We start from the raw sequence: 24189 nt of genomic DNA on the forward strand, positions 1-24189 counted from the left end.
GGCTCAGCCTTCCGTCGTCTGCATGAGGCCGGTGAAGAACCATTCCACCCCTGGGGCGGCAAGATCGACCAGTACATCATTTGCAATCAGACGGTCTTCAGCTCCAGGCTGTCGGACTTCCTGCCACACGCCGTATGTCGCCAAGTCAACTCTGGCCAGTTTCTTCAGGGAGGCCCCCGAGATCAGGGGGCCGCCCCATTCCTGGCGCGTACCGTCTAGCTCGAAGCGGAAAGACTTGTCACTACGGAAGACAAGGAATTTTTCGACGCCAGCCGACCGGAGATCGGTGGTTTCATCGAGCCGCAGCTCCTCAAGCTCGCCATTCCGGAGCATCTGGAAGACCAGATGCTCTTCCACCGGCTTGAAACCGCCCTCCAGCAGTACTTGCCGACCACTAGGGATCGGGTCATGGATTACGGTTTGGACGAACTCCAGACGGTCGTTGCCGATGGCGATCCGGTAAGGACCATGTGGGCGCACGGGGCTCCCCCCCCTCACGCAGGCCTGCACATCCACAGCATCGTCCTCGAGCCGGCCATGATCTTCGTTCACCTGTACACTCATGTCATACTCCTTCAGAAGTGTCCCAGGGTTAGTCCCCGGGGCTTTCAGGAGGTAGGACTCTCCAGCAAGCGGTTCTGGACGCTGGAAAAAAAATATTTCTGGCCGCGTCCACGAAAGCGGTCTGGGGAGTCCAACAACAAAGGAGGATTTGCTTACATATGGCTGTTGACGAGGAAGACCCCGACCGCCTGGCCCCCCATGAGGTAGAGACTGCGCTTAGTCAGATGGATGGAGCAGACTGGGCTCGTGCTGAGCGCATGGCACGGGCCTTGGTCTGCGGTGTGCACGAAATCACATCAGAAGATTTGTTGCAGGAGGCGCTGACCAAGCTCCTGTCGGGAGAGCGACGTTTCCCCCGGAGTAGCCATCCACTGGTGGTCCTGAAAACTGCTATGCATAGCGAGGCGAGCAATTTACGTAGACGAGCTATCAAGGGCCCCATTGATGGACATGTGACCGTGACGGCTGACTATGATGACGAGTTGGACGAGCCTTTCGGCCCCCAGGTCGAGGCCGTGGACTCCAGAACTCCCGAAGATGCCGTAGTGGCCAAGGACCAGCTTGAATACATCTACAAATGCCTTGAAGGCGATGAAGAGCTGGAGCTGGTGGCCATGGCTTGGGCCGATGGACTCAGAGGTCAGGACGCGGCGGATGCCGCAGGCCTCGATATGAAGGCGTATGACGCTGCGAGAAAACGGCTGGACCGGAAACTCAGCAGTCCTGCGCTGGGCCGGAGGGAAGCATGAGCAAACATACAACCGACCTGAATAATTTCTTCGAAAGTTACTTTCATGAGCTTCGCACAATGTTGGACGAAGATGTGCTTGACGCCGAGGCTGCACAGACGGTTAAGGCACGTGCGCTGGAGCGACTCAAGGCGGCCAAGGCCGAAGCCGGGCGTCGTCGTCTGGCAATAGCCAGGGCAAACATGCGGGACACCGCACCGTATCGAGCGGAAGGTGGTGAAGACGTTTCTCCTGCGGCCGCCAGGTCTTATGTGGCCCGGGCGGCGAATGATGCGCGCTACACCATGGCTGCCCGGAAGCTGGACGAAATGACGGATGAAGATGTCCTGCGTCTGTACCGGCAGCTCCGAATGCTTGAGTCTGACAGCGAGGCTGATGACGAAACATGACGCCAGGACAGAAGGCGGAAGCCCGCATAGCGGAGCTGGGCATTGTCGACCCCAGGGATATCGACATTGAGGCGATAGCTTTCGATGCGGGGATCCGGGTTGAGTATGAACAGCTGAGAGGCTGCGCGGCGACGCTGGTCGGTCTGGGTAACAGGGCAATCGCAACCATCAGGCCCTCTGGCAGTTCCGGCCGAGATCGCTTCTCCATCGGGCATGAGCTTGGGCACTGGGAGCTGCACCGTGGTCAATCGTTCCAATGTAGGGCGGACAATCCATCCGACAACCTGGTCTCCAGTACAAAGCTTGAGATTGAGGCTGATGAATACTCCACCCATATCTTGATGCCATCAGCACTGTTCCATCCGGCTGTCAAGTCCTTCAATTGGCCCAGCATCAAGGAAATCGATGAGGTGGCTGGTCTTTTCAGCACCAGCCTCCTGGCGACTACCCTACGGTTGGCAAAGATCGACGCTCTACCTGTGCTGGTGACTTGCTACACATCGCAAGGACGACGCTGGCATGTGGCCGCGCCGCATGTGCCCACGCGCTGGTGGCTCAAGGAGCAACTCGATGAAGACAGCTTTGCCTATGATCTGCTGTCGGCCGGAAGGCCCTGCGACTCCCCCAGAAAACAATCCGCGGATGCCTGGTTTGCAAATGATGATGCTGAGGAGTTTGAGATCCTGGAGCAGTGCTATTCCCCGATACCTGGCCAAGCCATCGTGGTCTTGTACCTCAGTGATGCGGAGATGTTTGAGCGAGGATACGATCCTGCGGTAAGGAAGCGACGGAAGTAACGACGCAGGATTTCCTGAGCTACCAACATTTACGACTGTTTAGGCCGAGGGCCTGCCCCACGACTATGAGGATGAACAGCAGCATCACCCCGGTCAGCAGACGTTGCCCTTGCTGAGGAACGAACGCCCGGTCTGAGGCAGTAGCGGTCACCTATCAAATTCGCGCTGACAGGCCGCTCCGGCCGACAACCCGACCCTCCCACCCCCCGCCGACACCCTCATCCGTATTGCCCTCCTTCTCCGTGCCTCACAGGCACAGGGCAGGCCCCCGCGTGCGGCACACTCCATCGCCAACACGCGCCAATCACCGCCCGCCGCCCCGCCCCGGCATTGCCCCGATCACCGCGCCCACCGACACCACAACAATCCCCAGCATCACCGTCCAGGTCAGTTGCTCATCCAGGATGAAGTAGGCCCCGATTGCCGACACAGCCGGAACCAGCGACAGCATCATCGAGGCCTGGCAGGCGCCGATTTTCTGGTTGGCGTAGCTGTAGAGGCCGGCGGCCAGCATGGCGGCGATGAAGCCCTGGTAGACGCATTGCAGTGCGATGTCGCCCCAGCCGGCGGTGGGCAGGTTTTTGGGCAGGTAGAGCAGGTAGACGGGTTCGTAGAGCAGCAGGGCGAAGAAGGCGATGCCGCAGACGCCCAGCGCGGGCCGGATCTGCCAGCGGCGCATCAGGAGGCCGAAGACCGACCAGGACATGGCGGCGGCGAGAAAGAGCAGGTCTCCGGTCAGTTCGTCCTGGCCGTGATGGGACAGGAGGCTGTCGATGCCGATCAGCAGCAGCCCACAGGCCGACAGGCCGAGGGCGATCAGCGTCTGCCGTGCCAGGTGAAGGCCCGTGGTGAGCGCCACGAGGATGGCGGTGCAGAAGGGGATGCCGCCATTCACGAAGATCCCGGCGTGGGCGCTGGGGGCGAACGAGAAGCCGGAATAGACGAACAGCCCGTAACCCAGGCCGCCAAAGACGCTGAGCGCAAGGTAGCGCGGCCAGTCGGCGAAGGGGGCGTTGCGCAGAAAATAGAGCCCGCCGAGCAGGCCGGAAACGCCGTAGCGCATGGCGGCCAGGTCAAAGGGCGTGAACAGCCCCTTGGTGCCAAAGCGCGAGACGATGTTGAACCCGGACCAGCAGGCCACGACCAGCAGGCCGGCGATGAGGCCCTTCGTGGTGTCCGACAGGCCTTGCGTGGGGTGGGGCGGGGAGGGCGGGTGCATGGGGGCTGACGGGATTCCTGAAGAAATTTCTGAACGATGGGAGTAGAGCACGGGGCGGTGGCTCTGCACAGATTCAGGGCTTGGTGCTCTTGATGGCAACAGATTCCGTCCGCGGGTGGGGCGGAGCGCGCTGGTTGGAGGTCAAGACGCTGGCCGCAGCGTCCTGGAGGGCGAGCTCCCGTGGCTGCCCACCCGTTTCGAACTTCTGAAACCCTTCTCCGTCCCTCCTTCATGTATTGTGCGGTGCAACATGTGCCGTCTTGAAGGAGTAGCGCGATGTCAGTCAGTCGATGGTGGAAGAAGAAGGACACTGCGGTTTCGTCAGCCCTGAGCCTGGCCCTGCAGGGGGGCGGTGCCCATGGGGCCTATACCTGGGGGGTGCTGGATCGTCTGCTGGAGGAGGGGGTGGCGCTGGAGGGGATCAGCGGGACGAGCGCCGGGGCGATGAATGCCGTGGCCCTGGCCCAGGGCTGGACGACGGGCGGCGCGGAGGGGGCGAGGGAGAGCCTGAGCGCCTTCTGGGAGGCCGTGGCCGATACCACGCCCTTCGAGCTGGACCTGCTGCACAGCCTCAACCCGGCGGGGGATGGTTCGCTGCCGGCGGCGGTGAACATGATGCTGGGCATCACCCGGCTGTTCTCGCCATACCAGCTCAACCCTTTCGAGCTGAACCCCCTGCGCGATGTGGTGCGGGCCCAGTTCGATTTTGAGCGCATCCGGCGTGAGTGCCCCCTCAAGCTCTTCATTGCCGCCACCCAGGTGCGCACGGGCAAGGTGCGCCTGTTCCATACCGCCGAGCTGAGCGAGGATGCGCTGCTGGCCTCGGCCTGTCTGCCCACCCTGCACCATGCGGTGGAGATTGATGGTGAGGCTTACTGGGACGGGGGCTTCACCGCCAACCCGGCGATCTACCCGTTGATGTACGAGTGCACCACGCCGGACATCCTGCTGATCCTGCTCAATCCGTTGGTGCGGCCGACGGCGCCGCGTAGCGCCGAGGATATTGCAGCGCGCAGCGTGGAGCTGGGGTTTTCGACCACCTTTCTGCGGGAGATGCGCATGATTGCCCACGCCCGCAGGCAGATCGGCGAGGGCCGGGGGTGGCTGCCCCTGGGCCATTTCGAGCGCAAGCTGACGGGGCTGCGCTTCCATCTGATCGAAGCGGAAGAGCTGCTCGCGGCCGGCAGGGCGAGCAAGCTCAACGCCACCCGGGCCTTTCTGCACACCTTGCGCGATCTGGGGCGGGCGAGGGCAGCACGCTGGGTGGCTGAAGGCCTGCCCCGGGTGGGGCGCGAGGCTTCGGTGGATCTGGAGGCGTTGTTCGAGTAACGGGGCCGGCGGACACGCACCGCTTGCGGGCGCGTGCCTCGACATGGTGCGGGACCGTCTGGGGGAGCGCGGCCCTCAGAACTCCACTTCCAGCTCTTCGATATCGTCCGGTTCGAGCTTGGCCGCGGCGATCCATTTGCCCATTTCGGGCATGGCCATGAGGGTCTGGCAATAGGCCGCACAGGCTTCGTCGAGGGGCACATCGTAGGTCAGGAAGCGGGTGGCGACGGGGGCGTACATGGCGTCGGCCAGGGTGCGACGGGTGCCGAACAGGTAGGGGCCGCCATAGCGCGTCAGGCAGTCGCGCCAGATCTCGACAACCCGTTCGATGTCGCCCTTGGCCCGCGACCACACGGTGAAGTTGGGAAAATGGGCCTTCAGATTCATGGGTAGCGCCGCGCGCAGGGCGCTGAATCCCGAGTGCATTTCGCCGCAGATGGAGCGGCAGTGGGCGCGGGCGGCTGCATCGGCGGGCAGCAGCCCGGCCTTGGGCTTGATCTCGTTGAGGTATTCGCCGATGGCCAGGGTGTCCCAGACGGAGATGTCGCCGTGGGTGAGGCGCGGGACGCGCACAGAGGGCGCCAGCAGCAGGAGCTCGGCGCGTGCATTGGCATCGTCCTGTTCGACCATCTCTTCCTTGAAGGTGAGGCCGGCGAAGCGCGCCATCAACCAGCCGCGCAGGGACCAGGACGAGTAGTTCTTGCTGCTCAGGGTGAGGGTGATGGCCATGGTGGGAGTCTCCGGCAAGGCGTTCGGGGCAGGTGGTGGTGCCTGGTGTGTCAAGGATAAGAGCAAACCACGTGCCTGCAAGGGTGTCCGTGACGGCATGGCTATTGCTAGTATCCGGAACCCAACAGCAGCATCACAAAAACATCATGCTCCCCAATAGTCCTGCCCTGCATTACCAGGCCTATCAGGCCGTGGCCGACCTGACTACGCCGATGCGCAGTGCGGCGCGTTTCCTGGCGCCCTGGCTGCACCACAGCCTGTTCTGGCTGCCCCATAGCCGCGCATTGCGCAAGGCGGCGGCAGCGTGTGAGGTGCTGGCCCTGTCCGGGCTCACCCATCATCGCCCGCCGTTCAATATCGACACTGTCGACACGCCATCGGGCACCTGTGCCGTCACCGAGGAGACCGTCTTCCGGACCCCGTTCTGCTCCCTGCTGCGTTTCCGCAAGACGCCGGCCTGTGGTACCGAGCCCAAGGTGTTGCTGGTGGCACCTGTCTCAGGGCATTTTGCGACCCTGTTGCGCGGCACCGTCCAGACCCTGCTGCAAGACCACGACGTGTACGTGACCGACTGGCACAACGTGCGCGACATCCCCCTGTCCGAAGGGGCTTTTGATCTGGACACCTTCATCGAGCACATCATCCGCTTCGTGGATTGGCTCGGCCCCCATACCCACCTGGTGGCGGTGTGCCAGCCCACGGTGCCGACCCTGGCCGCGGTGGCAATCATGGCGGAGGACCAGCACCCCCACCAGCCCCGCAGCATGACGCTGATGGCGGGGCCCATCGACTGCCGCATCAACCCCACCGAGGTGAACAACCTGGCCACCGCCAAGCCCATGGAGTGGTTCGAAAGCAAGCTGATCGGGGTGGTGCCCCTACGTTACAAGGGCGGCATGCGGCGGGTGTATCCGGGTTTCCTGCAGATCTCGGCCTTCATGAGCATGAACCTGGACCGGCACAAGGAATCCTTCCGCAAGATGTATGGCCACTATGTGGAGGGCGATACGGTGAAGGCCCATGGCATCAAGGAGTTCTACGACGAATACCTGGCCATGATGGATCTGCCCGCCGAGTTCTACCTCCAGACGGTACGCAAGGTCTTCCAGGAATACCAACTGCCGCGGGGTGTGCTGGAATACCGCGGCCGTCGGGTGAAGCCCGAGGCGATCCGCCGCACGGCGCTGTTCACGGTGGAAGGTGAGCGGGACGACATCTGCTCCATCGGTCAGACCCTGGCCGCCCACGACCTGTGCAGCAAGCTGGCGCCCTATCGCAAGCAGCATCACCTGCAGGCCTCCGTCGGCCACTACGGGGTGTTCAACGGCAAGCGCTGGGAGCACCAGATCTATCCCCGTATCCGCGATTTCATCCACGCCTTCGACGAATAGGGCTCCATTGGGGGCGCTCATCCCGGAAGCCGCGGTTTGCGCGACCTCTGCAAGTCCGTGCTGCCTCACCTGCAGGGGCGACTCGTAGGGGCGGCTCGTAGGGGCGACTTCAGTCGCCCATCCGCGCGTTGATCACCGGCAAACCTTTAATCGAAGCCCGCGGGCGACTGAAGTCGCCCCTACGCAAACCTATCCCACACCTCGCCAGAACGGCACGTGCGTCTCATGGGGTGACTTCAGTCGCCCACGTGGCCCTGTTGCGACGCACGATGGGCACCTACAAGGCGCCTCTACGGTTCCTCCCGCCGCTGCCGGTGCAAACCCGGAGCACCCTGTTCGCGTGACCGGGCGTTCTTCTTCAACGGACGAGACCGGCGGGGATGGCTTGCAGGGTCGGGCAGCCGCTGAGGGCCATGGCGATTTCCAGTTCGTCGCGGAGCAGGCGGATCACGTGGGCGACGCCCAGGGCGCCGGCATTGGCGAGGCCATAGATGTAGGGGCGGCCGATGAGGACTGCGCTGGCGCCAAGGGCCATGGCCTTGAGCACGTCGGTACCGCGGCGGATGCCGCCATCCACCAGCACCGGCAGGCTGCCGTCCAGGGCCTCGACGATCTCCGGCAGCACTTCGGCGGTGGGGGGCAGGGTGTCGAGGGTGCGCCCGCCGTGGTTGGAGACGATGAGGCCGCCCACCTGCAGCCGGGCGGCCTCGCGGGCGTCGTCAGGATGCAGCACGCCCTTGAGGATGAGGGGCAGGCGTGTGCTGGCCTGCAACCAGGCGATGTCGTCCCAGGTGGGGGCTTGCTGCAGCAGGCCGTCGAACAGCGCGCTCTGGTGAGGGTGCCGCGCGGGGTCTGGGCGCGGCGAAAGCTGGGACAGATTGACGGCGCTGATGCCGGGGGGCAGGCGGAATCCGGCCTGGCGCTCCCGGTCGCGGGCGCCGTTGCAGGGGGCGTCCACGGTGAGCACCAGGGCTTCATAGCCGGCGGCTTCGGCGCGACGGATCAGTTCGAGGTTGAAGCCCCGGTCGTGCTGCAGGTAGAGCTGGAACCACAGGGGGCCGCGGTCGGGGTCGTTGCGGATGGCGTCGGCCACGGCTTCGAGGGGAGTGCTGGCCTGGGTGCTGAGCACCAGGCCGGCTTCCTGGGCCGAGGCGGCGACGGCAGTGCCGATCTCCCCATCCGGGTGGGCCATGCGCTGGTAGGCCACCGGTGCGAGCAGGATGGGGTGGGCCAGGCTGCGTCCCAGGAGGCTGACCCGAGTGTGCCCGCCCGCCAGCGGGCGCAGGACGCGCGGGTGCAGGCGCAGGGCCTCCCAGGCCGCGGGGTTGGCGCGCAGGGTGTGTTCGTCAGCCGCACCGCCGGCAAAGTAGGCCCAGGCGTTGGCGTCGAGGACGCCCCGGGCATGGGCTTCGTGGCCGGGCAGGGAGATGACGCCCTCGGGCAGGGTGGTCCGGGTGTTCATGGTCTCAGGTGTCCGCCCACATGCGCAGCAGGTTGTGATACGTGCCGGTCAGGTCCACGGCCTCGGCGGTTTCGCCGTGTTTTTGGCGCAGGCGCATGATGGCCATGTCCAGGTCGAAGAGCAGGCGGCGCTGTTCGTCGCTGCGCACCATGCTTTCAATCCAGAAGAAGCAGGCGAGGCGGTGACCGCGGGTGACCGGGGTGACCTCGTGGATGCTGGTGCCGGGGTAGAGCACGGCGTGGCCGGCGGGCAGCTTGACGCCGCGGGCGCCATAGGTGTCCTGCACCAGCAGCTCGCCGCCGTCGTACTCGTCCGGGTCGGCCAGGAAGACGGTGCACGACACGTCGGTGCGCACCCGCTCGCCGGTGTCGGCGCGGAAGCGGATGGCGTTGTCCACATGGCCGCCGTAGTAGGGGGTGTCTCCGCCGTAGCGATTCACCCGGGGGGTGAAGATCTTCTTGGGCAGGGCGGCGGTGAGGAAGAGGGGATGCCGGTCGAGGGCGCGCAGCACCAGCTGACGGATCAGGGTGGCGGGGGCGCAGTCGTGGGGTAGCTGCTCGTTGTTCTTGACCGTGGCGGCCTGGGGGCCGGCGCTGTCGCGGCCATCGGCCCAGGGGGCGTCGATGAGGGCCTGACGGGCCTGGCGCACTTCGTCGGCGGTGAGCAGTTCGGGGATCTGGAGGAGCATGGCTGGGTGTGGAGTGGCTAGCTGGAAAGGACGAAAAAGAGGGGATGCGCCGACTGGTGCATCCCCTCTTTCGTGCTGCTTATCCCGCGCGCTTCATCAGAACTTCACGCTGGCGGTGAGGTAGTAGGTTCGGCCGAAACCCGGGATGTAGTGCCCGGAATACAGGGAGTCGGCGTAGAGCTTGTTGCTCAGGTTGATCACGTTGGCCTTGAGGGTCAGGCGCTCGGGAATGGCTTCGTATTCTGCCATGGCGTCATAGGTCACGTAGCCGTCGGAGTACCAGCCCGGGTTGCGGTTGGGGGTCATCTTGGTGCGCCCGTTGGCGCCTGCGCCGACGCGCAGCTTTTCGGTGACCTGGTAGGTGCTCCACAGGGTGCCCTGGTGTTTCGGGATCAGGGACGGACGACGGCCCTGGCCTTCGGCGCCTTCCGCGCCCTTGTCGATCTCGGCATCCCAGATCCAGGTGTAGGAGCCATAGATCTCCCAGCGCGGGGTGAGCTTGCCGATCACGTCGGTTTCGAAGCCGGTGGCGTGGCGCTTGCCCGACAGCACGGCAATATTGATCAGGGGATCGGTGTTGCGCTCGTTGAGCTTGACGCCGCGGAACAGGGCGAAGCGGGTGGACATGCGTCGGTCAGCCGAGTCGATCTTGGCGCCCAGTTCAAGGTTCATGCTCTTCTCGGGCGGGGTATCCACGGTGGCGGCACTGTAGGAGTAAGTGTCGCCCGAGGTGTTGAACGAGGTGGCATAGGACAGGTGGAAGGAGTGGCGGTCAGAGGGCTGATACAACACGCCGTAACGCTGGCTCCACTTGTAGATGGCCTGTTCGTAATTGCTGAAGGAGGCGACGTTGGTGTTGCTCAAGCCGAAGACATCGTACTTGCCGGACATGGCGTCGTAGCGGAGCCCGCCGAGCAGCTTCCAGTGGTCGGCGATCTTGATCAGATCCTGAGCGTAGATACCGCCCGAAATGGCCTCGAACTCGCTGGTCTTGCGCAGCTTGCGCAGGCTTTCGTCGACCCATGCGCCGTCGTCGGGATTGCCGAAGGTCGTGGTGGGCTTGGTGATGGTCGCCCCACCCTGGGCCGCACTGAGGGCTCCACGGACGATTTTCTTTTCCCAGGCGAAATCGACGCCGGTGAGCACTTCATGTTTGAAGCCCAGTGCCTCGAACTTGGACGACAGATCGCTCTGGGCGAACAGGTTTTCCATGTTCTGGATCTTTAGCTGGGTACCGCGGTTGATAACGGTATTGGGCCCCAGGGTGGCGATGGACACTGCCTGACGGCCGGGCTGCAGCGCAGCCCCGGCGAAGCGCACGGTGCCGGCGCGTTGATCGCGCTCGAAGTCGCCCTTGCGGATCTTGGTCACCAGTTCGGTGTCGGCCGAGAAGCGGTGGGTGTGGGCGAAGGTGGCGTAGCCTGCCGTGCCGGCGTTGTAGTCGCTGCCCATGCCGTAGTAGTTTTTGGGGTCGGCCGGCACCATTGTGGTGGCGCTGACCGGCGAGCTGGCATTGGGACGGATCCACGGCATTCCGTAGTTCATGCCGTTGCTGTTGTTGAGGTAGAAGTAGCCCACCTCGAACTCGTCGCGGGTGCCGATGCCCCAGCGGTAATCAACGGCAAAGCCGTACTTGTCGAGGCTGGAGCCCGCGCCATTGTTGTCGGCCAGCGTGCGCATGGCGTTGATGCGAATGGCGGCGTCTTCGCCAGTCTTGACGTTGATGTCGGCCACCGCGCGGCGGTATTGGTGGCTGCCCAGGGTCAGGTCGATCTGGGTTTCGTCGAGCAGGCGGGCCTGCTTGTTCACCTGGTTGACCGCGCCGCCGGTGGAGCCACGCCCGAAGAGCATGGAGGCGGAGCCGCGCAGCACTTCGATGCGATCCATGTTGAAGGTGTCGCGGTCGTAGAAGGCCGGGTCGCGCATGCCGTCGATGAACAGGTCACCCGTGGAGTTCAGTGGGAAGCCGCGCAGGCGGATGTCTTCCTCGCCGCCTTCGGCCGCCAGGAAGGTGATGCCCGAGGTCATCTTGAGGGCTTCCTTGACGGTGTCGATCTTGCGGTCGTCCATCAGCTTCTCGGTGACAACGGTGACCGACTGGGGAATGTCGCGGAGCTCCTGCTTGCCCTTGCCGATGCGGGTGGTGGTGGTGCGCAGGGTGTTCTTGCCTTCCTGCTCACGCTCGGCGTCGGCCTTGACGATCACCGGCTTGAGGGTCTTCTCGTCGCTCTGGGCGGCGGGGGTCTGGGCGAAGGCGCCCATGGAGGCGGCGAACATCATGGCGCCCAGGGGCAGCACGATCTTCTCGGGCGCGGGTGTCGCAACGGAAGCGGGGGTTCGGTGACGGTCCGCGGGGCGGCGGGATTTCTTGTTAGCCATGGCAAAGCCTCTCGTAATGAAATCGTTGGAGTTTCACGATCTGAGGCTGGCTGGCTTGGCTAGCAGATGGCTGGCTTGCCCGTAGGATCTTGTTTCAATTGTAATGTTAATGAGAATGATTGGCAATAATATGATGCGTTGCGACAAAAAAGGTAAAGGCCGGGAACTTCCCGGCCTTTAGCTGAACGTGTCGCGAAGGGCTTCGAATCAGCGGGTGTGAATCAACCAAATTTCCTCCGTTTGAGCGTCGTATGACGCGCGATGCAGTCTCTCCGTAGGGGCGACTTCAGTCGCCCATCGTGCGTTGATCGCCGGCATGCCCTTGATCGAGGTCCGCGGGCGACTGAAGAGGGTGTTGTAAAACCATTTTGCACAGCCGAGACACTCGCGTTATGAGATCAAAAACTGCATTTAGCTCGCAAAAACATGGCGTTTTCGGGTGACTGAACCGCGTTTGGTGCCGAGTCCATCGTGAATGCCTGGTTGGCGACGAGTTTTGCGACACCCTCTGAAGTCGCCCCTACAGTCCCTCCGGCCGCCCTCAGTGCGTCCCATAAACCCCTTCAGCTTCACCTATCGGGTGATCCGGACAAGGGAGCCCAACCCCCCGTCAGCATTGGGTTTGCGGCTGGTTCAAGGAGGACAAAGGAGGAAAGCAGGATCAATCTGCTGCGCGATCCGATTTCGCCCCTGCGATGCTCACCGTACCCTTGTACGGCTGTGCTTCTCGGGGCGAACTCGAACCGCTCGCGACGATTTCTTCACACCCGCTCAGCGGAACCCGGCGCGATCGTAGATCTTCTGGGCTTCAATCACCGTATCGGCCAGCTTGCCCACGGGCAGGGTGTCTGCCTTGAACTTGCCCATTGCATCGAGGCCCCGGTTGGCGATCTTGACGCCCGCCACCACCGGCCACTCGTTGTTGCCGTTGGCGAAATAATCCTGGGCTTCCGGGGAGGCCAGGTATTCCAGGAACTTGACCGCGGCTTCCTTGTGGGGGGCCGTCTTCAGCATGCCGCCGCCGGAGATGTTGATGTGGGCGCCAAAACTGGACTGGTTGGGCCACACGATGCCAATGCGATCAACGGTCTTCTGATCCTCGGGTTTGGTGGACTTGAGCATGCGGGCCAGGTAGTAGGAGTTGACCAGGGCGACGCCGCATTCACCGGCACCCACGGCCTTGATCTGGTCGGTGTCGCCACCCTTGGGCGCGCGGGCAAAGTTGGCCACCAGACCGCGGGCCCATTCTTCCGTCTTTGCGGCGCCGATGTGCTGGATCAGGGCGGAGCCCAGGGACATGTTGTAGGCGTGGCTGCCGGAGCGGGTGCACACCTTGCCCTTCAGTTCGGGCTTGGCCAGGTCTTCATAATTGCGCACCTGATCGGCTTTCACGTCGAGCTTGTTGTAGACGATGACCCGGGCGCGGGTGGAGAAGGCGAACCAGCGGTCGGTGCGCAGGTGGGCCGGGATGGCCGACTTGAGGGTCGGCGAGTCCACGGTGGCGAAGAGGCCGTACTGATCGGCAGCGGCCAGGCGGGCGGCGTCCACGGTGATGAACACATCGGCCGGGCTGTTCGCCCCTTCGTTGCGGATGCGCTCGAGGAGCTCTTCTTCCTTGCCTTCGATGCGGTTGATCTTGATGCCGGTGCGGGTGGTGAAGTTGGAATACAGGGCTTCGTCGGTCTGGTAGTGACGGGCGGTGTAGAGGTTGAGTTCGGTGTCGGCGGCGAAAGCGGTATTGCCCAGGGCGGCGCTGGCGGCCAGCAGGGCGGCGAGGGTTTTCAGCTTGGTCATGGTCGGGTCGGTGCAGATAAGGGCGGAAGACCCGAAGGATGTTATCGAGACTTGTTGTTGTTTGCAAATGCAAGTCATTCGCAAATCAACGCTGGCAGGCCGTGGCGGGCCCTGGCCTTGGCGCATTGGCTGTCGCCGGCCTCTACCTCCCGGCACGGGGAGGGGCGCTGGACATAGACCCGGCAGCTCACTGCCTCGCCGACAGCGCCTTCCAGGGCGACGCAGTGGGGCCGGGCCTGGTTGGTGCCGCCCATGCAGCTGAACCAGGCATTGACCTGTTCGGTGAGCTCGGCCGGCAGGCCGCGGGCTTCGGCTTCAGACCAATAGAAGGACACGCGGAAAGTGGCGCAGCAGGCGCCGCAATCGAGGCAGGGATTGCTGTCGGCAAGGCTCATGGGGACGCAGGGTGTGGGGTGTGGGGCGGGGATTCTTGCATGCTCGCGGCGGCCCTGTCTTCCCCGGGGGAGGAGGGCGGGCGGAAGGGTGTTTCGATCCGGCAGGCATCCCGTTCGGTCTGGGCGGCCTGCAGGTAGCGGGCCAGCATGCCGGTACCGTCGAAGTGCTCGTCAAGGGGAGCGAGGCTGGCAATCCGGTCCAGCCTGAAGCTGCGAAAGTCGCCGCGCAGTTCGCACCAGGCACCGAGGGTCCAGGTTTCGCCCCAGAACACCAGCCCCACGGGCTGGATCGTCCGTTCGCTGGCGACCCCGTCGGCGCGGGTGTAGGCAAGGCGCAGCCTGCGCTGACGGGAGATGCACTCGCGCAGTGTGCTCATGGGAGCACGCATGGCGTCGGGCACATGGAAGCCGGGCACCAGCAGCGCGTCCCTGGCGGGGTCGTGGCGAAGGCGCCTGGGCAGGACGGACTCGATGCGCAGCAAGGCACGTTCGGCGGCGCGTCCGAGGGCCGGGTCGGCCCAGCTACGTACCATCCGGCTGCCCAGGGCCAGCGCTGCCAGCTCCTCGGCATCGAACATCAGGGGAGGCAGGCGATAGCCCGGACGCATCAGGTAGCCCACCCCGGCCTCGCCGCTGATCGGCACGCCCGAGCGGGACAGATCGGCCACGTCGCGGTACACGGTGCGTTCGGATACCTGCAGGGCGTCGGCCAGCTCGCGGGCGGTGACGGCCCGCCCCCGGTCAAGGAGAAGGACGATCTGGAACAGGCGGTCGGCTCGGCGCATGGGGGGCTCCTGACACAAGGCTGTCAGGATAGCGCTGCCGGGGCGACCTGAGGCCGGGCCTCCTGACGGGAGGCTGTCAGGAGGAAGGGGGCAGACTGGTTGCTCCATCCATTATCTGAAGGAGTCGGCCATGCAGCGCTTGATCAACTGGTTTGAAATTCCCGTCCGCGATCTGGATCGCGCCCGTCGCTTTTACGAAGCCACGTTTGCCGTCGAGCTCAAGCCCGAGGTGATGGAAGGCATGCACATGGCGGTCTTCCCCTGTGCTGCGCCCGCCACCGGTGGTGCGTTGCTGGCCTGCCCGGAAGGCAAGCCCGGTGACCACGGCGTGGTGATCTACCTCCATGGTGGCGACGATCTGTCCGTTCCCCTGGCCCGTGCCGTGGCTGCCGGTGCGACCGTGCTCATGCCCAGGACCGAGTTGTCACCGGAGATCGGTTGCATCGCCATGTTCGCCGACAGCGAGGGCAATCGCATCGGGCTGCATTCGCCGGGGCGCGAGGCGTGATCGCTCACAGATGAGCCGGCCGGGCGGATCCGTCCGCAATTGCGTGTTCGCCCGTGGCGAGGCCCGCCGCGCGGGCTGGCCTGTCCCGCAGGGGCCAGGCCTACATGAGCACGAAGTCCACCGGCTTCAAGGGCTCGGGCACGTTGTCCAGGCCCCGGTATTCGGCCAGATCGATCTCGATGTTGCGGGTCATGGCGTCCAGGGGCAGGTCGTTCTGGGCGGTGCCGAAGGGCTCTTCCAGTTCGTCGCCGAGGGCATCAAGGCCGAAGAAGGTGTAGGCCACCAGGGCGGTCAGCAGGGGGGTGGCATAGCCCAGGGAGTGGACCACGCCGAAAGGCAGCAATATGCAGAAGAGGTGCGCGGTGCGGTGCAGCAGCAGGGTGTAGGCGAAGGGCAGGGCGGTGTGGCGAATGCGTTCGCAGGCGCCCTGGATGGCGGTGAGCTGGTTGATGTGCTCGGCCAGGCTGGCGTAGGTGACGGAATCGAGGCGGCCGGGGCGGCGTGCATCAAGCAGCAGCCTGGTGATGTGTTGCAGCAGGTGGTCGGGTGGATTGCGGGCGGCGGAGCAGGCCGCGAGTTCGGTGGCGCTCAGTTCGGTGGTGACGGCATCGGCGACGGGGCGGTCGCGCAGGCGGGCGGTGAGTGCCTTGGTGAAGGCTGTGGCGAGGCGCAGGATCTCCCGGCGCTGGTGGCGGCCTTCCGCGTCACCATCGAGGATCTGGCTGTCGCGGGCGAGACAGCGCATCACCACCAGCAGGTTGCCGTAGTGCTTGCGGGCTTCCCACCAGCGGTCGTAGCAGGCGTTGTTGCGAAAGCCCAGAAAGAGCGACAGGGAAATGCCCAGGAAGGTGAAGGGGCCGCTGGCGAAGTCGGGGAAGCGCGGACCGGCCAGTGCCGCTGCCAGGGTGACCAGGGCGGCGACCACGGTGACAAACAGGACCTGGGGGAAGATCAGGGGAATGATGGAGCCCTTCCAGATGAAGAAGAGCTGCCGCATGGTGGGGCGGGGGCGGACGATCATGGGCAAGGGCGCGCGCGGGCGATGCTGCGGATGAAGGGCCTTACCTTAGCCTGATTATGCTGCGCTGCACAAATTTCTTGATTCGATATCGCGATAAGACGCGCTTCTGATGGCGGCTCGGGACGCTTGTCCGGGGGGCGGGGCTGGTGCGTCTGCCGAATTCGTGAATTCCGTCACGCTTGCTGAAACCTTCCAGGTCCTTCAGGACGTGGCAGGCGCTCATGATGACGGTGGCGTGCCCGCGAAAACGGCCGTTTGTCGTGCGCGGGTCCATACCTGGTCCGATTGTCCATCAAGGAGAGTGCCCCCCATGAATACCCGTGTTGTTTCCCGAGTCCTTGCCCCCGTTGTCCTGGCCCTGGTTTCCGGCGTTGCCGGCGCTGCCTGTGTGCCTGTGCTGGGTTCCGTTCGGCTGCTTCCCGATGCATCCTGCCAGATCAATGCACTGGGTAGCCAGGTTCCGGCTTACCAGAACCAGTGTTTCAGCGTTGCCTTGAACCTGGTCGGCTTTCCGGCGGCAACAGGTTTTGCCGGCGTGACCGCCGAGCCGCTGGTGGGTCTGAGCGGCCCCACCGCAACCCCGGCCGCGGTGATCGATGCGGCCACGTCCCTGCCACGGCAGAGCATCCAGACCGCCCGCAGCGTGGTGTATATCGGTTCCGGAAAGCTTCGCACGGCCCTCTACAGCAATGATGTGATCGTCGCCCAGGTCAAGCTGGCGGCCGATGGCTCCATGAGCACTGGTGCGGTGACGGAGCAGATCCTGATCTCGGGTTCGGACGGCAAGGGGGCTTACGCCAATGTCACCGGCCATCTCAATGTGCTGGGCAACAGCATCGGCACTTCGGCGCCGGTGACGGGCAAGCTCTGCCTGCCCTGATGGGGTGCACGGCCTGATCCCGCTTGTCTCCGGCGGGGGCAGCCAGTGGCTGCCCCCGTGCTTTCTGCTGCTGTGCTCGGGCCGGGATCGGGGTCAGCGGTTCTCCAGGCGGCTGTAGTCCAGGATGGCGGCTTGCCGGGGTTCGACGGACTGCCAGTAGTCGTGGACGGCGTCGCTGATGCGCCAGAAGCGGGCATCGGTGCGACGCACGGCGAAGCGCTGGTGAAGGCGCTGTACGTCGTCATCGCCGGCAAGGGTCTCCACGGCGCGGACGAAGCGGGGCAGCTCGTTGGCATCCAGGTGAAAGAGCGCATTGGGATAGGCGCCGACGATGCCGTCGAGGACGATCAGGCTGTCTTCATCGGGCAGGCGTCGGGCGTCCTCGTCGAACAGTCCGGCCACATTGCTGTGGGCGCTGTTGCGCAACAGTGACAGGACGCGGACCGGGCTCTTGCCGTTGTGCACGATCAGCAGGCTGTGCTCGGGCATCCGCGAGGCGCTTCTGCCGGTGATGCGGTTGAGGGCGCGTAGCTGGCCGACCTGTTCAACTCTCAAGCCGTTGGGGGTGAGATCCAGGGGGAGCGGACGCACCGGGCGCAGGTAGCGGTGAATGCCCGCGTAGAGCTCGCCCAGCGGGTCGGCCGTGCGGTAGCGCATGCCGGTCTCGCCCGGAAAGTAGCTGGGGGCGTCGGCAAATTCGCGGATGCGCGGGTCGGGGCGGCCCCGGTACCAGCCATCCAGCACCTTCTGGCGGTTCTTGAGGGGCAGCAAAGTGAGGAAGTTCTCTTCGCCCTCCATGCGCAGGAAGTCCATGTAAAGACGGGTGGCAAGCTGGTGCCCGGTGTTGCCGTACACGTCGAACCCGGCCACCAGCAGGTAGTGCATGCGTTCGAGCAGGGGGTAGCCCAGGAGCAGTGTGGTCTGGGGTTGTTCGCCCGCCAGACCGCGGATGACCGAGGCGCTGTCGAAGTGACGGAAGACAGTCAGGCCGGCATTGGGGTTGCGTCCATCGCCGTTCCATAGATCGGTCAGTTGCGGCTTGAGCCGGGGCAGCCCGGCCATGAAGGCACGCTTGGTTGCCAGGTAGCGGCGCTCCGCCTTGGCGTACTTGTTCCAGGCGAGGATGCCGGTGGTGCTGTCGTCCTCGGCGGGCATGCGCAGGTTGGGGCGGGTGCTGTCGAGCAGGCCCTGGGTGTTGCGCGCAACTTCGCTTTCGGGCGAATAGAACAGCACCCAGAAGTGGTCATTGATGACGTTGAGGGCCACCTGCCCGCGGCACACGGGCCCTTTCATGAAGCCCATCACGGTGAAGCCGGCATCGTCCAGCATGAAACGGTAGCGGGCGTCGACGGGCAGTGCCTTGAAGGCAGCGAAAGGGTTGGAGGCGGTCTTCGGGTCGTAGCCGGGCAGGCTGCTGACCGTGAAGGGGGCGTCGAAGAACCATCTCTTCAGGCGCGTCCGGCGGCCTTCGTCGAGTGCCAGGGGCATGTGGGTTTTGGCCACCAGGGTTTCGTCCGTCGGGCGCAGGCGGTAGTACACGCGGGCCACGCCGGGGTCATCGTAGGGGCGCCGGGTGGCGATGACGTCAATGGGCTGGCCGGGCGCGCTGCGGCTGCGCACCAGCTCGAAGCGCTGCGTGTGCTCGTCGTCGAGATAGAGCTGGCCGATATACCAGTGTTCGTAGATGTAGCGGGCCGCCAGCTGGTCGCGCAGGCTGTCGCCGTTGAGAAGTGTCTCCCATTCCTCGACCCGGGTGCGAAGGGCGGCGGGCAGGGGCGGGCGGGGGGAGAAGGGGGCGCCGGCCTCGATCCAGCGGCTCAGGATGTCATGCTCCGCGGTGCTGAGGGCCGGCAGGCCGAAGGGCATGCCCCAGTCCGGATGCTCCTTCTCGAAGTCGGGCATGCCTTCGATGCGGGTGCAGGTTTGCGGGCGGTCGATGGAGAAGTCGAAACGCCCGGCCGGCAGGGGGCCGCTGTCGGGCCCGGGGTTGCGTTGCTTGAGGGCGAGAATCCGGTACAGGACGCTGGCGTCCCGGTTGGCCTGGGGCGTGGAGGCGCGTTCGTTGAGCACCGGGTGGAAGCCTTTGCCACGCCAGGCGGCGTTGCTGTGGGCATCGAAGCCAAGGCGGTTGGGGCTGGCCGCCAGCAGGCGGGTGCCTGCATACACCGACTCGGGATTGGCGCCGCGGGTGATGCCGTCGTGGCGGGTCAGCTTGAGCTGGCAGGGTGCGTCGTAGCAGGCATGGCAGGCCACGCAGCGGCGTTCGAGGATGGGACGCACGCGGGTCTGGTAGTCCGGCGCCTCGGCCGGCGGTGCCGCCGGGCGATCAAAGCGGCCCGGATCGGGGCGACCGAGTTCCCGGTCGAGCTGGACCCGGTTTACTACCGTGGTGCAGCCGGTGACGAGGATAAGGAGAATCAGGTGGATCAGGTGACGAGGCGCGCGCATCGGTTCAAGGGGGGCTGGCGGGTGCGCGGATTGTGCCGGATTCCGCCCATCTTTGCCGACGGGGGCAGGCCGGCCGGGCTCTCTCCACTTACATTGCCAGCCGCATGGCATCGCGCCGTTCGACCACTTTCAGCACCAGCAATAGTACGGTGCCGATCGCCATGACTGCCGCCGCAAAATACAAGCCGGCGTTGTAGCTGCCAAAGTAGGTCGCCAGCGTGCCGGTGACTGCGGGGCCGAGAATCTGCGCCGCACCGTAGGAAAGCGTCATCTTGCCCATCATCTTGGCCGGCCGGGTGGGGTAATAGCGGCCAGCCATCGTCAGCACCAGGCTGACCATGCCGATGAAGGTGCCGCCGAAGAGCAGTGCGCCGAACAAGGCGGCGGTCAGCCCGCCCATGAGTACAGGCAGCAGGATGCCCACGATCTGCAGTATGGCGGCGAGAATCAGCGCGTTGAGGTCGCCGGTGCGGCGGGCGATGAAATCCCAGTTGATGCACGCGGGCGCCGCGCCGAGGCCGATTGCGAGAAAGACCAGGTTGCCCTGCCCGGCGAGGCCCGGCAGCTTGTTGACGATGGCAACGATGAAAGTGGCGCTGACCACGTAGCCGATTCCGGCGCAGAAGTAGGCGGCCATGAAGATCCGCAGGTAGAGCGGGCTCGGCGGGCGGTCCTGCATTTTCTGTCCGGTGCTGGTCAGCCCGCTGGTATCGGGCGGCGGCAGCCAGGCGAGGGCGGGGATCAGGAACAGGCAGCCGAGGGCCGTGAAGGCGAACCACTGCTCGCGCCAATCCAGCCACTGACTGAGCACGGCGACGAAGGTGGCGCAGCCGGCTATGCCCAGACCGATGCCGGCGAAGTGGATGCCGAGTTCGCTGCGGTGGTTGTGGCGGATCAGCCAGTGGAGGATCAGCCCGGTGCCAAGGAGCATGCCGGCCGCGCTGCTGAGGCCGGCAAGGAAACGCGATATCGCCCACACCGTCACGTCGGTGCTGAGTCCCATCATCAGCGTGCTGAGAATCGCCACCACCATGCCGATCCGGAACAGCCGATCCTTCAGCACCAGATCGCTGATCAGCGATGCGATCAGCGCGCCGCTCAGGTAGCCGGCGTAGTTGATCGCCGCCAGCCAGCCCGCCGCGGCGACGCCCAGCCCGGCCTGTTCCTGCATCAGGGGCAGGAGCGGCGTATACGAGAAGCGGGCCACGCCGAGGACCAGCAGCAAGCTGAAAATGCCGGCGCCGAGCACCTTGAGGCGTTGGATCTGGTTGTTCATGTCGTCATTGGCCCATGGGGTAAATGGAAGGGGCGGCAGCCGGGCGGCTCGCCGCCTCGGGCAGGGAGGCCTCAGTGCCTGTGCCGGGATCGATCATACGGCGCGGGTTCGCTACGATTTCCTCACCCGCTCTCAGTTCTCGCCAGTCAGCCTGACCACCAGCCGGCCGCGTACCTGCCCGGCGAGGAGCTGTTCGGCCAGGGCGGGCGCCTCGGCGAGCGCGACTTCGCGGGTCATTGCGTCGAGCTTGGCGAGGTCGAGGTCGCGCGCCAGCCGGCTCCACGCCGCCTGCCGCACCGCCAGCGGCGCCATCACGCTGTCGACGCCGCAGAGGGTGATGCCGCGCAGGATGAAGGGCGCCACCGACGACGGAAAATCCATCCCTCCGGCCAGCCCGCAGGCCGCCACCACGCCACCGTAGCGGGTCGTCGCACAGGCATTGGCCAGTGTGTGGCTGCCGACCGTATCGATCACTCCAGCCCAGCGTTCCTTGCCCAGCGGTTTTCCCGGCGCCGACAGTTCGCTGCGGTCGATCACCGTGGTCGCGCCGAGTCCGGTCAGGTAAGCCGATTCGCCCATGCGACCGGTGGACGCCACCACCGCATACCCGAGCCGTGACAGGAGTGCGATCGCCACGCTGCCAACGCCGCCGTTGGCGCCGGTTACCAGCACTTCGCCGTCGCCCGGCTTGACGCCGTGCTTTTCGAGCGCCATCACACACAGCATCGCGGTGTAGCCAGCGGTGCCGATCGCCATCGCTTGCCGTGCCGAGAATTCCGCGGGCAGCGCAATCAGCCAGTCGCCCTTGACCCGCGCCATCTCGGCCAGCCCGCCGCAATGGGTCTCGCCAACGCCCCAGCCGTTCAGCAGCACGCGGTCACCGACTTTCCAGGCCGCGTGGCGGCTGTCCGCCACCGTGCCCGCTAAGTCGATGCCGGGGATCATCGGGAAGCGGCGCACCACGGGAGCGCGGCCGGTGATCGCCAGCCCGTCCTTGTAGTTCAGCGTCGACCATCCGACGCGGACGGTGACATCGCCATCCGGCAATACCTCCTCGCCGATCGCCTGCACTGTGGCGCGGTAAGCTGCGTCGTCCTTGCTGATCAGAATGCCCTGAAACATGAAGACCTCCGTGAATAAATAGACTGAGTGACTATAAATCGGCGAAACAATCAGCCGAGGGCCTTGCGAAACAACTGGAAAAAGGCACGCATCGGCGCTGTCGAGCGCATCAGCCGGGCGCGCAGGATGGCGCCCTCCCAGCCGATCCAGAAGGCATGGGCAAGCGCCGCACAATCCGTGTCACGGCGGACAGCCCCGTCGGCGGCAGCGAGCTGCAGGCAGGCCGCCAGCTGCCCTTCCCAGCGCCGGAAAATGTCTTCCAGCCTCTGCTGGATCGCCGCGTCGAGACAACCCACCTCCTGCCCCAGATTGCCGACGAGGCAGCCGCGACTGAAGTCATAGCGCTCGACACCCTGACAGGCGTCATCGACAAAGGCCTGCAGGCGGGCAAGCGGGGTCAGCGCCGGATTGGCGAAATGGCGGTCGAGCTTGCGTGACAGGTAGTCGGCGTAAGCGTCCAGCGTGGCCAGCACAAATGCGTCCTTGCTCGGAAAGTAGTGATAGAACGAACCCTTGGGCACACCCACCGACTTCAGCACCTCGTCCAGACTGGTCGCGCTCACGCCGCGTTGGGACAACAGCTCGGTACCGCGCCGGATAAGGAGCGCGCGGGTGTCGGAGTAGCTCTGCCCGTGCCGCGACGGCCGGCCGCGGGGGCGACGGGGTAGGGCAGCGTTGTTTGGGGCGGAAGCGGTCATCGCATTATATTAGACTGGCTGTCTATAAATAACCAGCGTCAGGCGATCACCATCGTTTCCACCATGGCTTCCGGGTCAGTTCTTTGCTCTTGAGGCGCCCGTTCAGAAGCGACGAGAAGGCCGCGAAATCATGGGCGCTCTCGGGAGATGAATACTCGTGATGACCAAAGTGCTCGCTGTAGTCCTGCAGATACAAGCCTTGGTCGCCGTAGTACTTCTCGGCGAAAGCGTTGCCCGCCGCGTTGAGGGATTCGTTCGTCAGCTTGCCGTCGCAGTATGTCAGGAGGAATTCTGTGCCTGACAGGCGCCCCGCGATCACGGCGTGAACCGCGTCGGGCTCCTCACGCAGGTGCAGGGCACCGGCCCACCCCTGGATAAAGCACCATTTCAAGAACAGGCCAATGTGAGTGGCGCCATATTCCTCCGGCTGATCCTCCGGGAAGTTGTCACTCCCGCAGTGCCAGTTTGCGTCGTCGTACTTCATGGTGTACCCCCACGTCAGGCTTGAGCCATTGCGTCCGTCTCACGGGCCGGGAGTGGCCGCCGGGCGCAACATGTAGGTAGCATCCTTGCCGTAGCCGGCGAGGCGTTCGCGCAAGGGGGCGGCAACGGGTACCGGCACGAAGCCGTGGCGGGACCACCAAGGGGCGGAGTGCTGGATGGCAATCAGGCTGGCCCGGGGCAGGGAAAGTGCGCTCAGGGCTGTCAGGAAGGCGCCCACCAGCATGTCCGCGATGCCGCTGCCGCGGGCCTCCGGATCGACGGCGAGGTCGTGCAGGTAAAGGGTGTCGGGCCTTGCGGGGAGCCGGCATTCGGCGGCGTCTAGACCGGGTGGGTCGTCGAAGCGCCACGGCAGGGCCAGCAGATAGGCGACGATGTGCTCGCCCTGGCAGGCGACAAAGCAGGTGTCGGGTGCTGCGGCCACCTTTGCCCCCATCGAAGTGGCGGACTCGGGAACAATGGCGGTGTAGCAGCGGGCCTGGATCCGCAGGATGGGCGGGAGGTCAGCGGGGCGTGCGAATCGGATGAAGGGTGGGGCGGACATGGACGGAGGCGGTGGTGGGACGAGCCCGGATTATCCTCCGTCCGGCCCGGGATTTCAGCGGCTGCGACTCTCCAGGAAGGTTCGTATCGTCCAGATGGCGGCGGGGGGCAGCACCTCCTTCCAGGCCGGCATGTGTACCACGCCGACACGGGTCTTGCCTTCCTGAACGGACTTCAGGAAGAAGTCGTCCTGGTCCAGGATGCACATCTGGCGGATCGCCGGATCGGCGATGCGCGGGCAGGAGCGGTCCATCTTGAGCAGATCGGGGCCGACTTGTCCTTTGTTGACCGCGTCAACGCCATGGCAACGGGAGCAGGCCTGGTTGAAGGCCGTGCGACCGATTTCGGCTGCCTGGGCATTGCCTCGGTAGGGGTTGCCCTCGGGCGCGTTGGCGGCAATGGGAGGGAGGCTGGAGGTGTCGACCACGACGTTCGGATCGGCAATTTCGCCGGCAAGGACGGATCCGCTCAGGATCAGCAGTGCGGCGGTCAGGCGGAGGAGGAAGCGGGGAGCCATGGGGG

At 65.0% G+C, this 24189-nt stretch carries 24 protein-coding genes; 7 read left to right on the forward strand and 17 right to left on the reverse strand.

Annotated elements, in window-relative coordinates; all coding sequences use genetic code 11:
- Nucleotides 1–3 precede the first annotated feature (3 nt).
- The gene (locus J0L98_RS06235; protein ID WP_296410725.1) at nucleotides 4–564 is read right to left on the reverse strand and encodes a multiubiquitin domain-containing protein; all 561 of its coding nucleotides are present in this window, start codon (nucleotides 562–564) and stop codon (nucleotides 4–6) included.
- A gap of 158 nt (nucleotides 565–722) precedes the next feature.
- Between J0L98_RS06235 and J0L98_RS06240 the strand changes: the two genes are divergently transcribed.
- From J0L98_RS06240 to J0L98_RS06250, 3 genes are read left to right on the forward strand one after another with little or no spacing between them, the layout of a single operon-like run.
- Nucleotides 723–1313 (forward strand): hypothetical protein, encoded by a 591-nt coding sequence (locus J0L98_RS06240; protein WP_296410726.1) that lies wholly within the window; start codon nucleotides 723–725, stop codon nucleotides 1311–1313.
- Nucleotides 1310–1702, forward strand: coding sequence for a hypothetical protein (locus tag J0L98_RS06245; protein ID WP_296410727.1), 393 nt, complete (start codon nucleotides 1310–1312; stop codon nucleotides 1700–1702). Before J0L98_RS06240 ends, J0L98_RS06245 begins: the two co-directional genes overlap by 4 nt.
- Nucleotides 1699–2499, forward strand: a complete 801-nt coding sequence (locus J0L98_RS06250) for an ImmA/IrrE family metallo-endopeptidase (RefSeq protein ID WP_296410728.1) — start codon at nucleotides 1699–1701, stop codon at nucleotides 2497–2499. Before J0L98_RS06245 ends, J0L98_RS06250 begins: the two co-directional genes overlap by 4 nt.
- Before the next feature lie 304 nt (nucleotides 2500–2803).
- Here the strand turns inward: J0L98_RS06250 and J0L98_RS06255 are convergent, their stop codons facing one another.
- Complete coding sequence (locus tag J0L98_RS06255) at nucleotides 2804–3718, reverse strand: DMT family transporter (RefSeq protein ID WP_296410729.1); 915 nt, start codon at nucleotides 3716–3718, stop codon at nucleotides 2804–2806.
- Between the two features lie 276 nt (nucleotides 3719–3994).
- On the opposite strand from J0L98_RS06255, the gene J0L98_RS06260 reads away from it, so the two are divergent.
- The gene (locus J0L98_RS06260) at nucleotides 3995–5047 is read left to right on the forward strand and encodes a patatin-like phospholipase family protein (protein ID WP_296410730.1); all 1053 of its coding nucleotides are present in this window, start codon (nucleotides 3995–3997) and stop codon (nucleotides 5045–5047) included.
- 75 nt (nucleotides 5048–5122) lie between these two features.
- On the opposite strand, the gene J0L98_RS06265 is transcribed toward J0L98_RS06260, so the two are convergent.
- Nucleotides 5123–5776, reverse strand: coding sequence for a glutathione S-transferase family protein (locus J0L98_RS06265; RefSeq protein WP_296410731.1), 654 nt, complete (start codon nucleotides 5774–5776; stop codon nucleotides 5123–5125).
- 146 nt (nucleotides 5777–5922) lie between these two features.
- Between J0L98_RS06265 and phaZ the strand changes: the two genes are divergently transcribed.
- Nucleotides 5923–7167, forward strand: a complete 1245-nt coding sequence (phaZ, locus tag J0L98_RS06270; protein ID WP_296410732.1) for a polyhydroxyalkanoate depolymerase — start codon at nucleotides 5923–5925, stop codon at nucleotides 7165–7167.
- Between the two features lie 358 nt (nucleotides 7168–7525).
- Here phaZ and J0L98_RS06275 read toward each other — a convergent pair whose 3' ends face one another.
- The 6 genes from J0L98_RS06275 to J0L98_RS06300 form a co-directional block, all read right to left on the reverse strand.
- Complete coding sequence (locus J0L98_RS06275; RefSeq protein ID WP_296410733.1) at nucleotides 7526–8629, reverse strand: alpha-hydroxy acid oxidase; 1104 nt, start codon at nucleotides 8627–8629, stop codon at nucleotides 7526–7528.
- 4 nt (nucleotides 8630–8633) lie between these two features.
- A complete protein-coding gene (locus J0L98_RS06280; RefSeq protein ID WP_296410734.1) occupies nucleotides 8634–9317 on the reverse strand; it encodes a Fe2+-dependent dioxygenase in 684 nt (227 codons plus the stop codon).
- A 96-nt stretch (nucleotides 9318–9413) separates the two neighbouring features.
- On the reverse strand, nucleotides 9414–11696 hold the full coding sequence (locus tag J0L98_RS06285) for a TonB-dependent siderophore receptor (protein WP_296410735.1): 2283 nt from the start codon (nucleotides 11694–11696) through the stop codon (nucleotides 9414–9416).
- Between the two features lie 771 nt (nucleotides 11697–12467).
- Complete coding sequence (locus J0L98_RS06290) at nucleotides 12468–13490, reverse strand: extracellular solute-binding protein (RefSeq protein WP_296410736.1); 1023 nt, start codon at nucleotides 13488–13490, stop codon at nucleotides 12468–12470.
- Between the two features lie 74 nt (nucleotides 13491–13564).
- The gene (locus J0L98_RS06295; RefSeq protein ID WP_296410737.1) at nucleotides 13565–13885 is read right to left on the reverse strand and encodes a YkgJ family cysteine cluster protein; all 321 of its coding nucleotides are present in this window, start codon (nucleotides 13883–13885) and stop codon (nucleotides 13565–13567) included.
- Nucleotides 13882–14670 (reverse strand): YafY family protein, encoded by a 789-nt coding sequence (locus J0L98_RS06300; RefSeq protein WP_296410738.1) that lies wholly within the window; start codon nucleotides 14668–14670, stop codon nucleotides 13882–13884. Before J0L98_RS06300 ends, J0L98_RS06295 begins: the two co-directional genes overlap by 4 nt.
- Before the next feature lie 130 nt (nucleotides 14671–14800).
- On the opposite strand from J0L98_RS06300, the gene J0L98_RS06305 reads away from it, so the two are divergent.
- The gene (locus J0L98_RS06305) at nucleotides 14801–15178 is read left to right on the forward strand and encodes a VOC family protein (RefSeq protein WP_296410739.1); all 378 of its coding nucleotides are present in this window, start codon (nucleotides 14801–14803) and stop codon (nucleotides 15176–15178) included.
- Nucleotides 15179–15278: 100 nt separating this feature from the next.
- On the opposite strand, the gene J0L98_RS06310 is transcribed toward J0L98_RS06305, so the two are convergent.
- Nucleotides 15279–16199, reverse strand: a complete 921-nt coding sequence (locus tag J0L98_RS06310; protein ID WP_296410740.1) for a bestrophin family protein — start codon at nucleotides 16197–16199, stop codon at nucleotides 15279–15281.
- Nucleotides 16200–16509: 310 nt separating this feature from the next.
- Here J0L98_RS06310 and J0L98_RS06315 point away from each other — a divergent pair, with 310 nt between their 5' ends.
- Nucleotides 16510–17079, forward strand: a complete 570-nt coding sequence (locus J0L98_RS06315; RefSeq protein WP_296410741.1) for a hypothetical protein — start codon at nucleotides 16510–16512, stop codon at nucleotides 17077–17079.
- A 93-nt stretch (nucleotides 17080–17172) separates the two neighbouring features.
- On the opposite strand, the gene J0L98_RS06320 is transcribed toward J0L98_RS06315, so the two are convergent.
- From J0L98_RS06320 to J0L98_RS06350, 7 genes are all read right to left on the reverse strand, one after another.
- Nucleotides 17173–19527 (reverse strand): fatty acid cis/trans isomerase, encoded by a 2355-nt coding sequence (locus J0L98_RS06320; RefSeq protein WP_296410742.1) that lies wholly within the window; start codon nucleotides 19525–19527, stop codon nucleotides 17173–17175.
- 88 nt (nucleotides 19528–19615) lie between these two features.
- Entirely contained in the window at nucleotides 19616–20803 is a 1188-nt protein-coding gene (locus J0L98_RS06325; protein WP_296410743.1) for a YbfB/YjiJ family MFS transporter, read from the reverse strand.
- A 132-nt stretch (nucleotides 20804–20935) separates the two neighbouring features.
- The gene (locus J0L98_RS06330) at nucleotides 20936–21925 is read right to left on the reverse strand and encodes an MDR family oxidoreductase (RefSeq protein WP_296410744.1); all 990 of its coding nucleotides are present in this window, start codon (nucleotides 21923–21925) and stop codon (nucleotides 20936–20938) included.
- Nucleotides 21926–21975: 50 nt separating this feature from the next.
- Nucleotides 21976–22623, reverse strand: coding sequence for a TetR/AcrR family transcriptional regulator (locus tag J0L98_RS06335; protein ID WP_296410745.1), 648 nt, complete (start codon nucleotides 22621–22623; stop codon nucleotides 21976–21978).
- 46 nt (nucleotides 22624–22669) lie between these two features.
- Entirely contained in the window at nucleotides 22670–23107 is a 438-nt protein-coding gene (locus J0L98_RS06340; protein ID WP_296410746.1) for a hypothetical protein, read from the reverse strand.
- 39 nt (nucleotides 23108–23146) lie between these two features.
- Nucleotides 23147–23668, reverse strand: a complete 522-nt coding sequence (locus J0L98_RS06345; protein WP_296410747.1) for a GNAT family N-acetyltransferase — start codon at nucleotides 23666–23668, stop codon at nucleotides 23147–23149.
- A gap of 54 nt (nucleotides 23669–23722) precedes the next feature.
- Nucleotides 23723–24184 carry a c-type cytochrome gene (locus J0L98_RS06350; RefSeq protein ID WP_296410748.1) on the reverse strand — a complete coding sequence of 154 codons (462 nt, stop codon included), beginning with the start codon at nucleotides 24182–24184 and terminating at the stop codon, nucleotides 23723–23725.
- Nucleotides 24185–24189 lie beyond the last annotated feature (5 nt).

The sequence above is a fragment of the Zoogloea sp. genome, from assembly GCF_017302315.1.
Classification (GTDB): domain Bacteria; phylum Pseudomonadota; class Gammaproteobacteria; order Burkholderiales; family Rhodocyclaceae; genus Zoogloea.

Excerpts from the sequence above, each read along its gene's own strand:
- J0L98_RS06235 (WP_296410725.1), bottom strand. The coding sequence starts at position 564 with ATGAGTGTACAGGTGAACGAAGATCATGGCCGGCTCGAGGACGATGCT.
- J0L98_RS06240 (WP_296410726.1), top strand. The coding sequence starts at position 723 with ATGGCTGTTGACGAGGAAGACCCCGACCGCCTGGCCCCCCATGAGGTA.
- J0L98_RS06245 (WP_296410727.1), top strand. The coding sequence starts at position 1,310 with ATGAGCAAACATACAACCGACCTGAATAATTTCTTCGAAAGTTACTTT.
- J0L98_RS06250 (WP_296410728.1), top strand. The coding sequence starts at position 1,699 with ATGACGCCAGGACAGAAGGCGGAAGCCCGCATAGCGGAGCTGGGCATT.
- J0L98_RS06255 (WP_296410729.1), bottom strand. The coding sequence starts at position 3,718 with ATGCACCCGCCCTCCCCGCCCCACCCCACGCAAGGCCTGTCGGACACC.
- J0L98_RS06260 (WP_296410730.1), top strand. The coding sequence starts at position 3,995 with ATGTCAGTCAGTCGATGGTGGAAGAAGAAGGACACTGCGGTTTCGTCA.
- J0L98_RS06265 (WP_296410731.1), bottom strand. The coding sequence starts at position 5,776 with ATGGCCATCACCCTCACCCTGAGCAGCAAGAACTACTCGTCCTGGTCC.
- phaZ (WP_296410732.1), top strand. The coding sequence starts at position 5,923 with ATGCTCCCCAATAGTCCTGCCCTGCATTACCAGGCCTATCAGGCCGTG.
- J0L98_RS06275 (WP_296410733.1), bottom strand. The coding sequence starts at position 8,629 with ATGAACACCCGGACCACCCTGCCCGAGGGCGTCATCTCCCTGCCCGGC.
- J0L98_RS06280 (WP_296410734.1), bottom strand. The coding sequence starts at position 9,317 with ATGCTCCTCCAGATCCCCGAACTGCTCACCGCCGACGAAGTGCGCCAG.
- J0L98_RS06285 (WP_296410735.1), bottom strand. The coding sequence starts at position 11,696 with ATGGCTAACAAGAAATCCCGCCGCCCCGCGGACCGTCACCGAACCCCC.
- J0L98_RS06290 (WP_296410736.1), bottom strand. The coding sequence starts at position 13,490 with ATGACCAAGCTGAAAACCCTCGCCGCCCTGCTGGCCGCCAGCGCCGCC.
- J0L98_RS06295 (WP_296410737.1), bottom strand. The coding sequence starts at position 13,885 with ATGAGCCTTGCCGACAGCAATCCCTGCCTCGATTGCGGCGCCTGCTGC.
- J0L98_RS06300 (WP_296410738.1), bottom strand. The coding sequence starts at position 14,670 with ATGCGCCGAGCCGACCGCCTGTTCCAGATCGTCCTTCTCCTTGACCGG.
- J0L98_RS06305 (WP_296410739.1), top strand. The coding sequence starts at position 14,801 with ATGCAGCGCTTGATCAACTGGTTTGAAATTCCCGTCCGCGATCTGGAT.
- J0L98_RS06310 (WP_296410740.1), bottom strand. The coding sequence starts at position 16,199 with ATGATCGTCCGCCCCCGCCCCACCATGCGGCAGCTCTTCTTCATCTGG.
- J0L98_RS06315 (WP_296410741.1), top strand. The coding sequence starts at position 16,510 with ATGAATACCCGTGTTGTTTCCCGAGTCCTTGCCCCCGTTGTCCTGGCC.
- J0L98_RS06320 (WP_296410742.1), bottom strand. The coding sequence starts at position 19,527 with ATGCGCGCGCCTCGTCACCTGATCCACCTGATTCTCCTTATCCTCGTC.
- J0L98_RS06325 (WP_296410743.1), bottom strand. The coding sequence starts at position 20,803 with ATGAACAACCAGATCCAACGCCTCAAGGTGCTCGGCGCCGGCATTTTC.
- J0L98_RS06330 (WP_296410744.1), bottom strand. The coding sequence starts at position 21,925 with ATGTTTCAGGGCATTCTGATCAGCAAGGACGACGCAGCTTACCGCGCC.
- J0L98_RS06335 (WP_296410745.1), bottom strand. The coding sequence starts at position 22,623 with ATGACCGCTTCCGCCCCAAACAACGCTGCCCTACCCCGTCGCCCCCGC.
- J0L98_RS06340 (WP_296410746.1), bottom strand. The coding sequence starts at position 23,107 with ATGAAGTACGACGACGCAAACTGGCACTGCGGGAGTGACAACTTCCCG.
- J0L98_RS06345 (WP_296410747.1), bottom strand. The coding sequence starts at position 23,668 with ATGTCCGCCCCACCCTTCATCCGATTCGCACGCCCCGCTGACCTCCCG.
- J0L98_RS06350 (WP_296410748.1), bottom strand. The coding sequence starts at position 24,184 with ATGGCTCCCCGCTTCCTCCTCCGCCTGACCGCCGCACTGCTGATCCTG.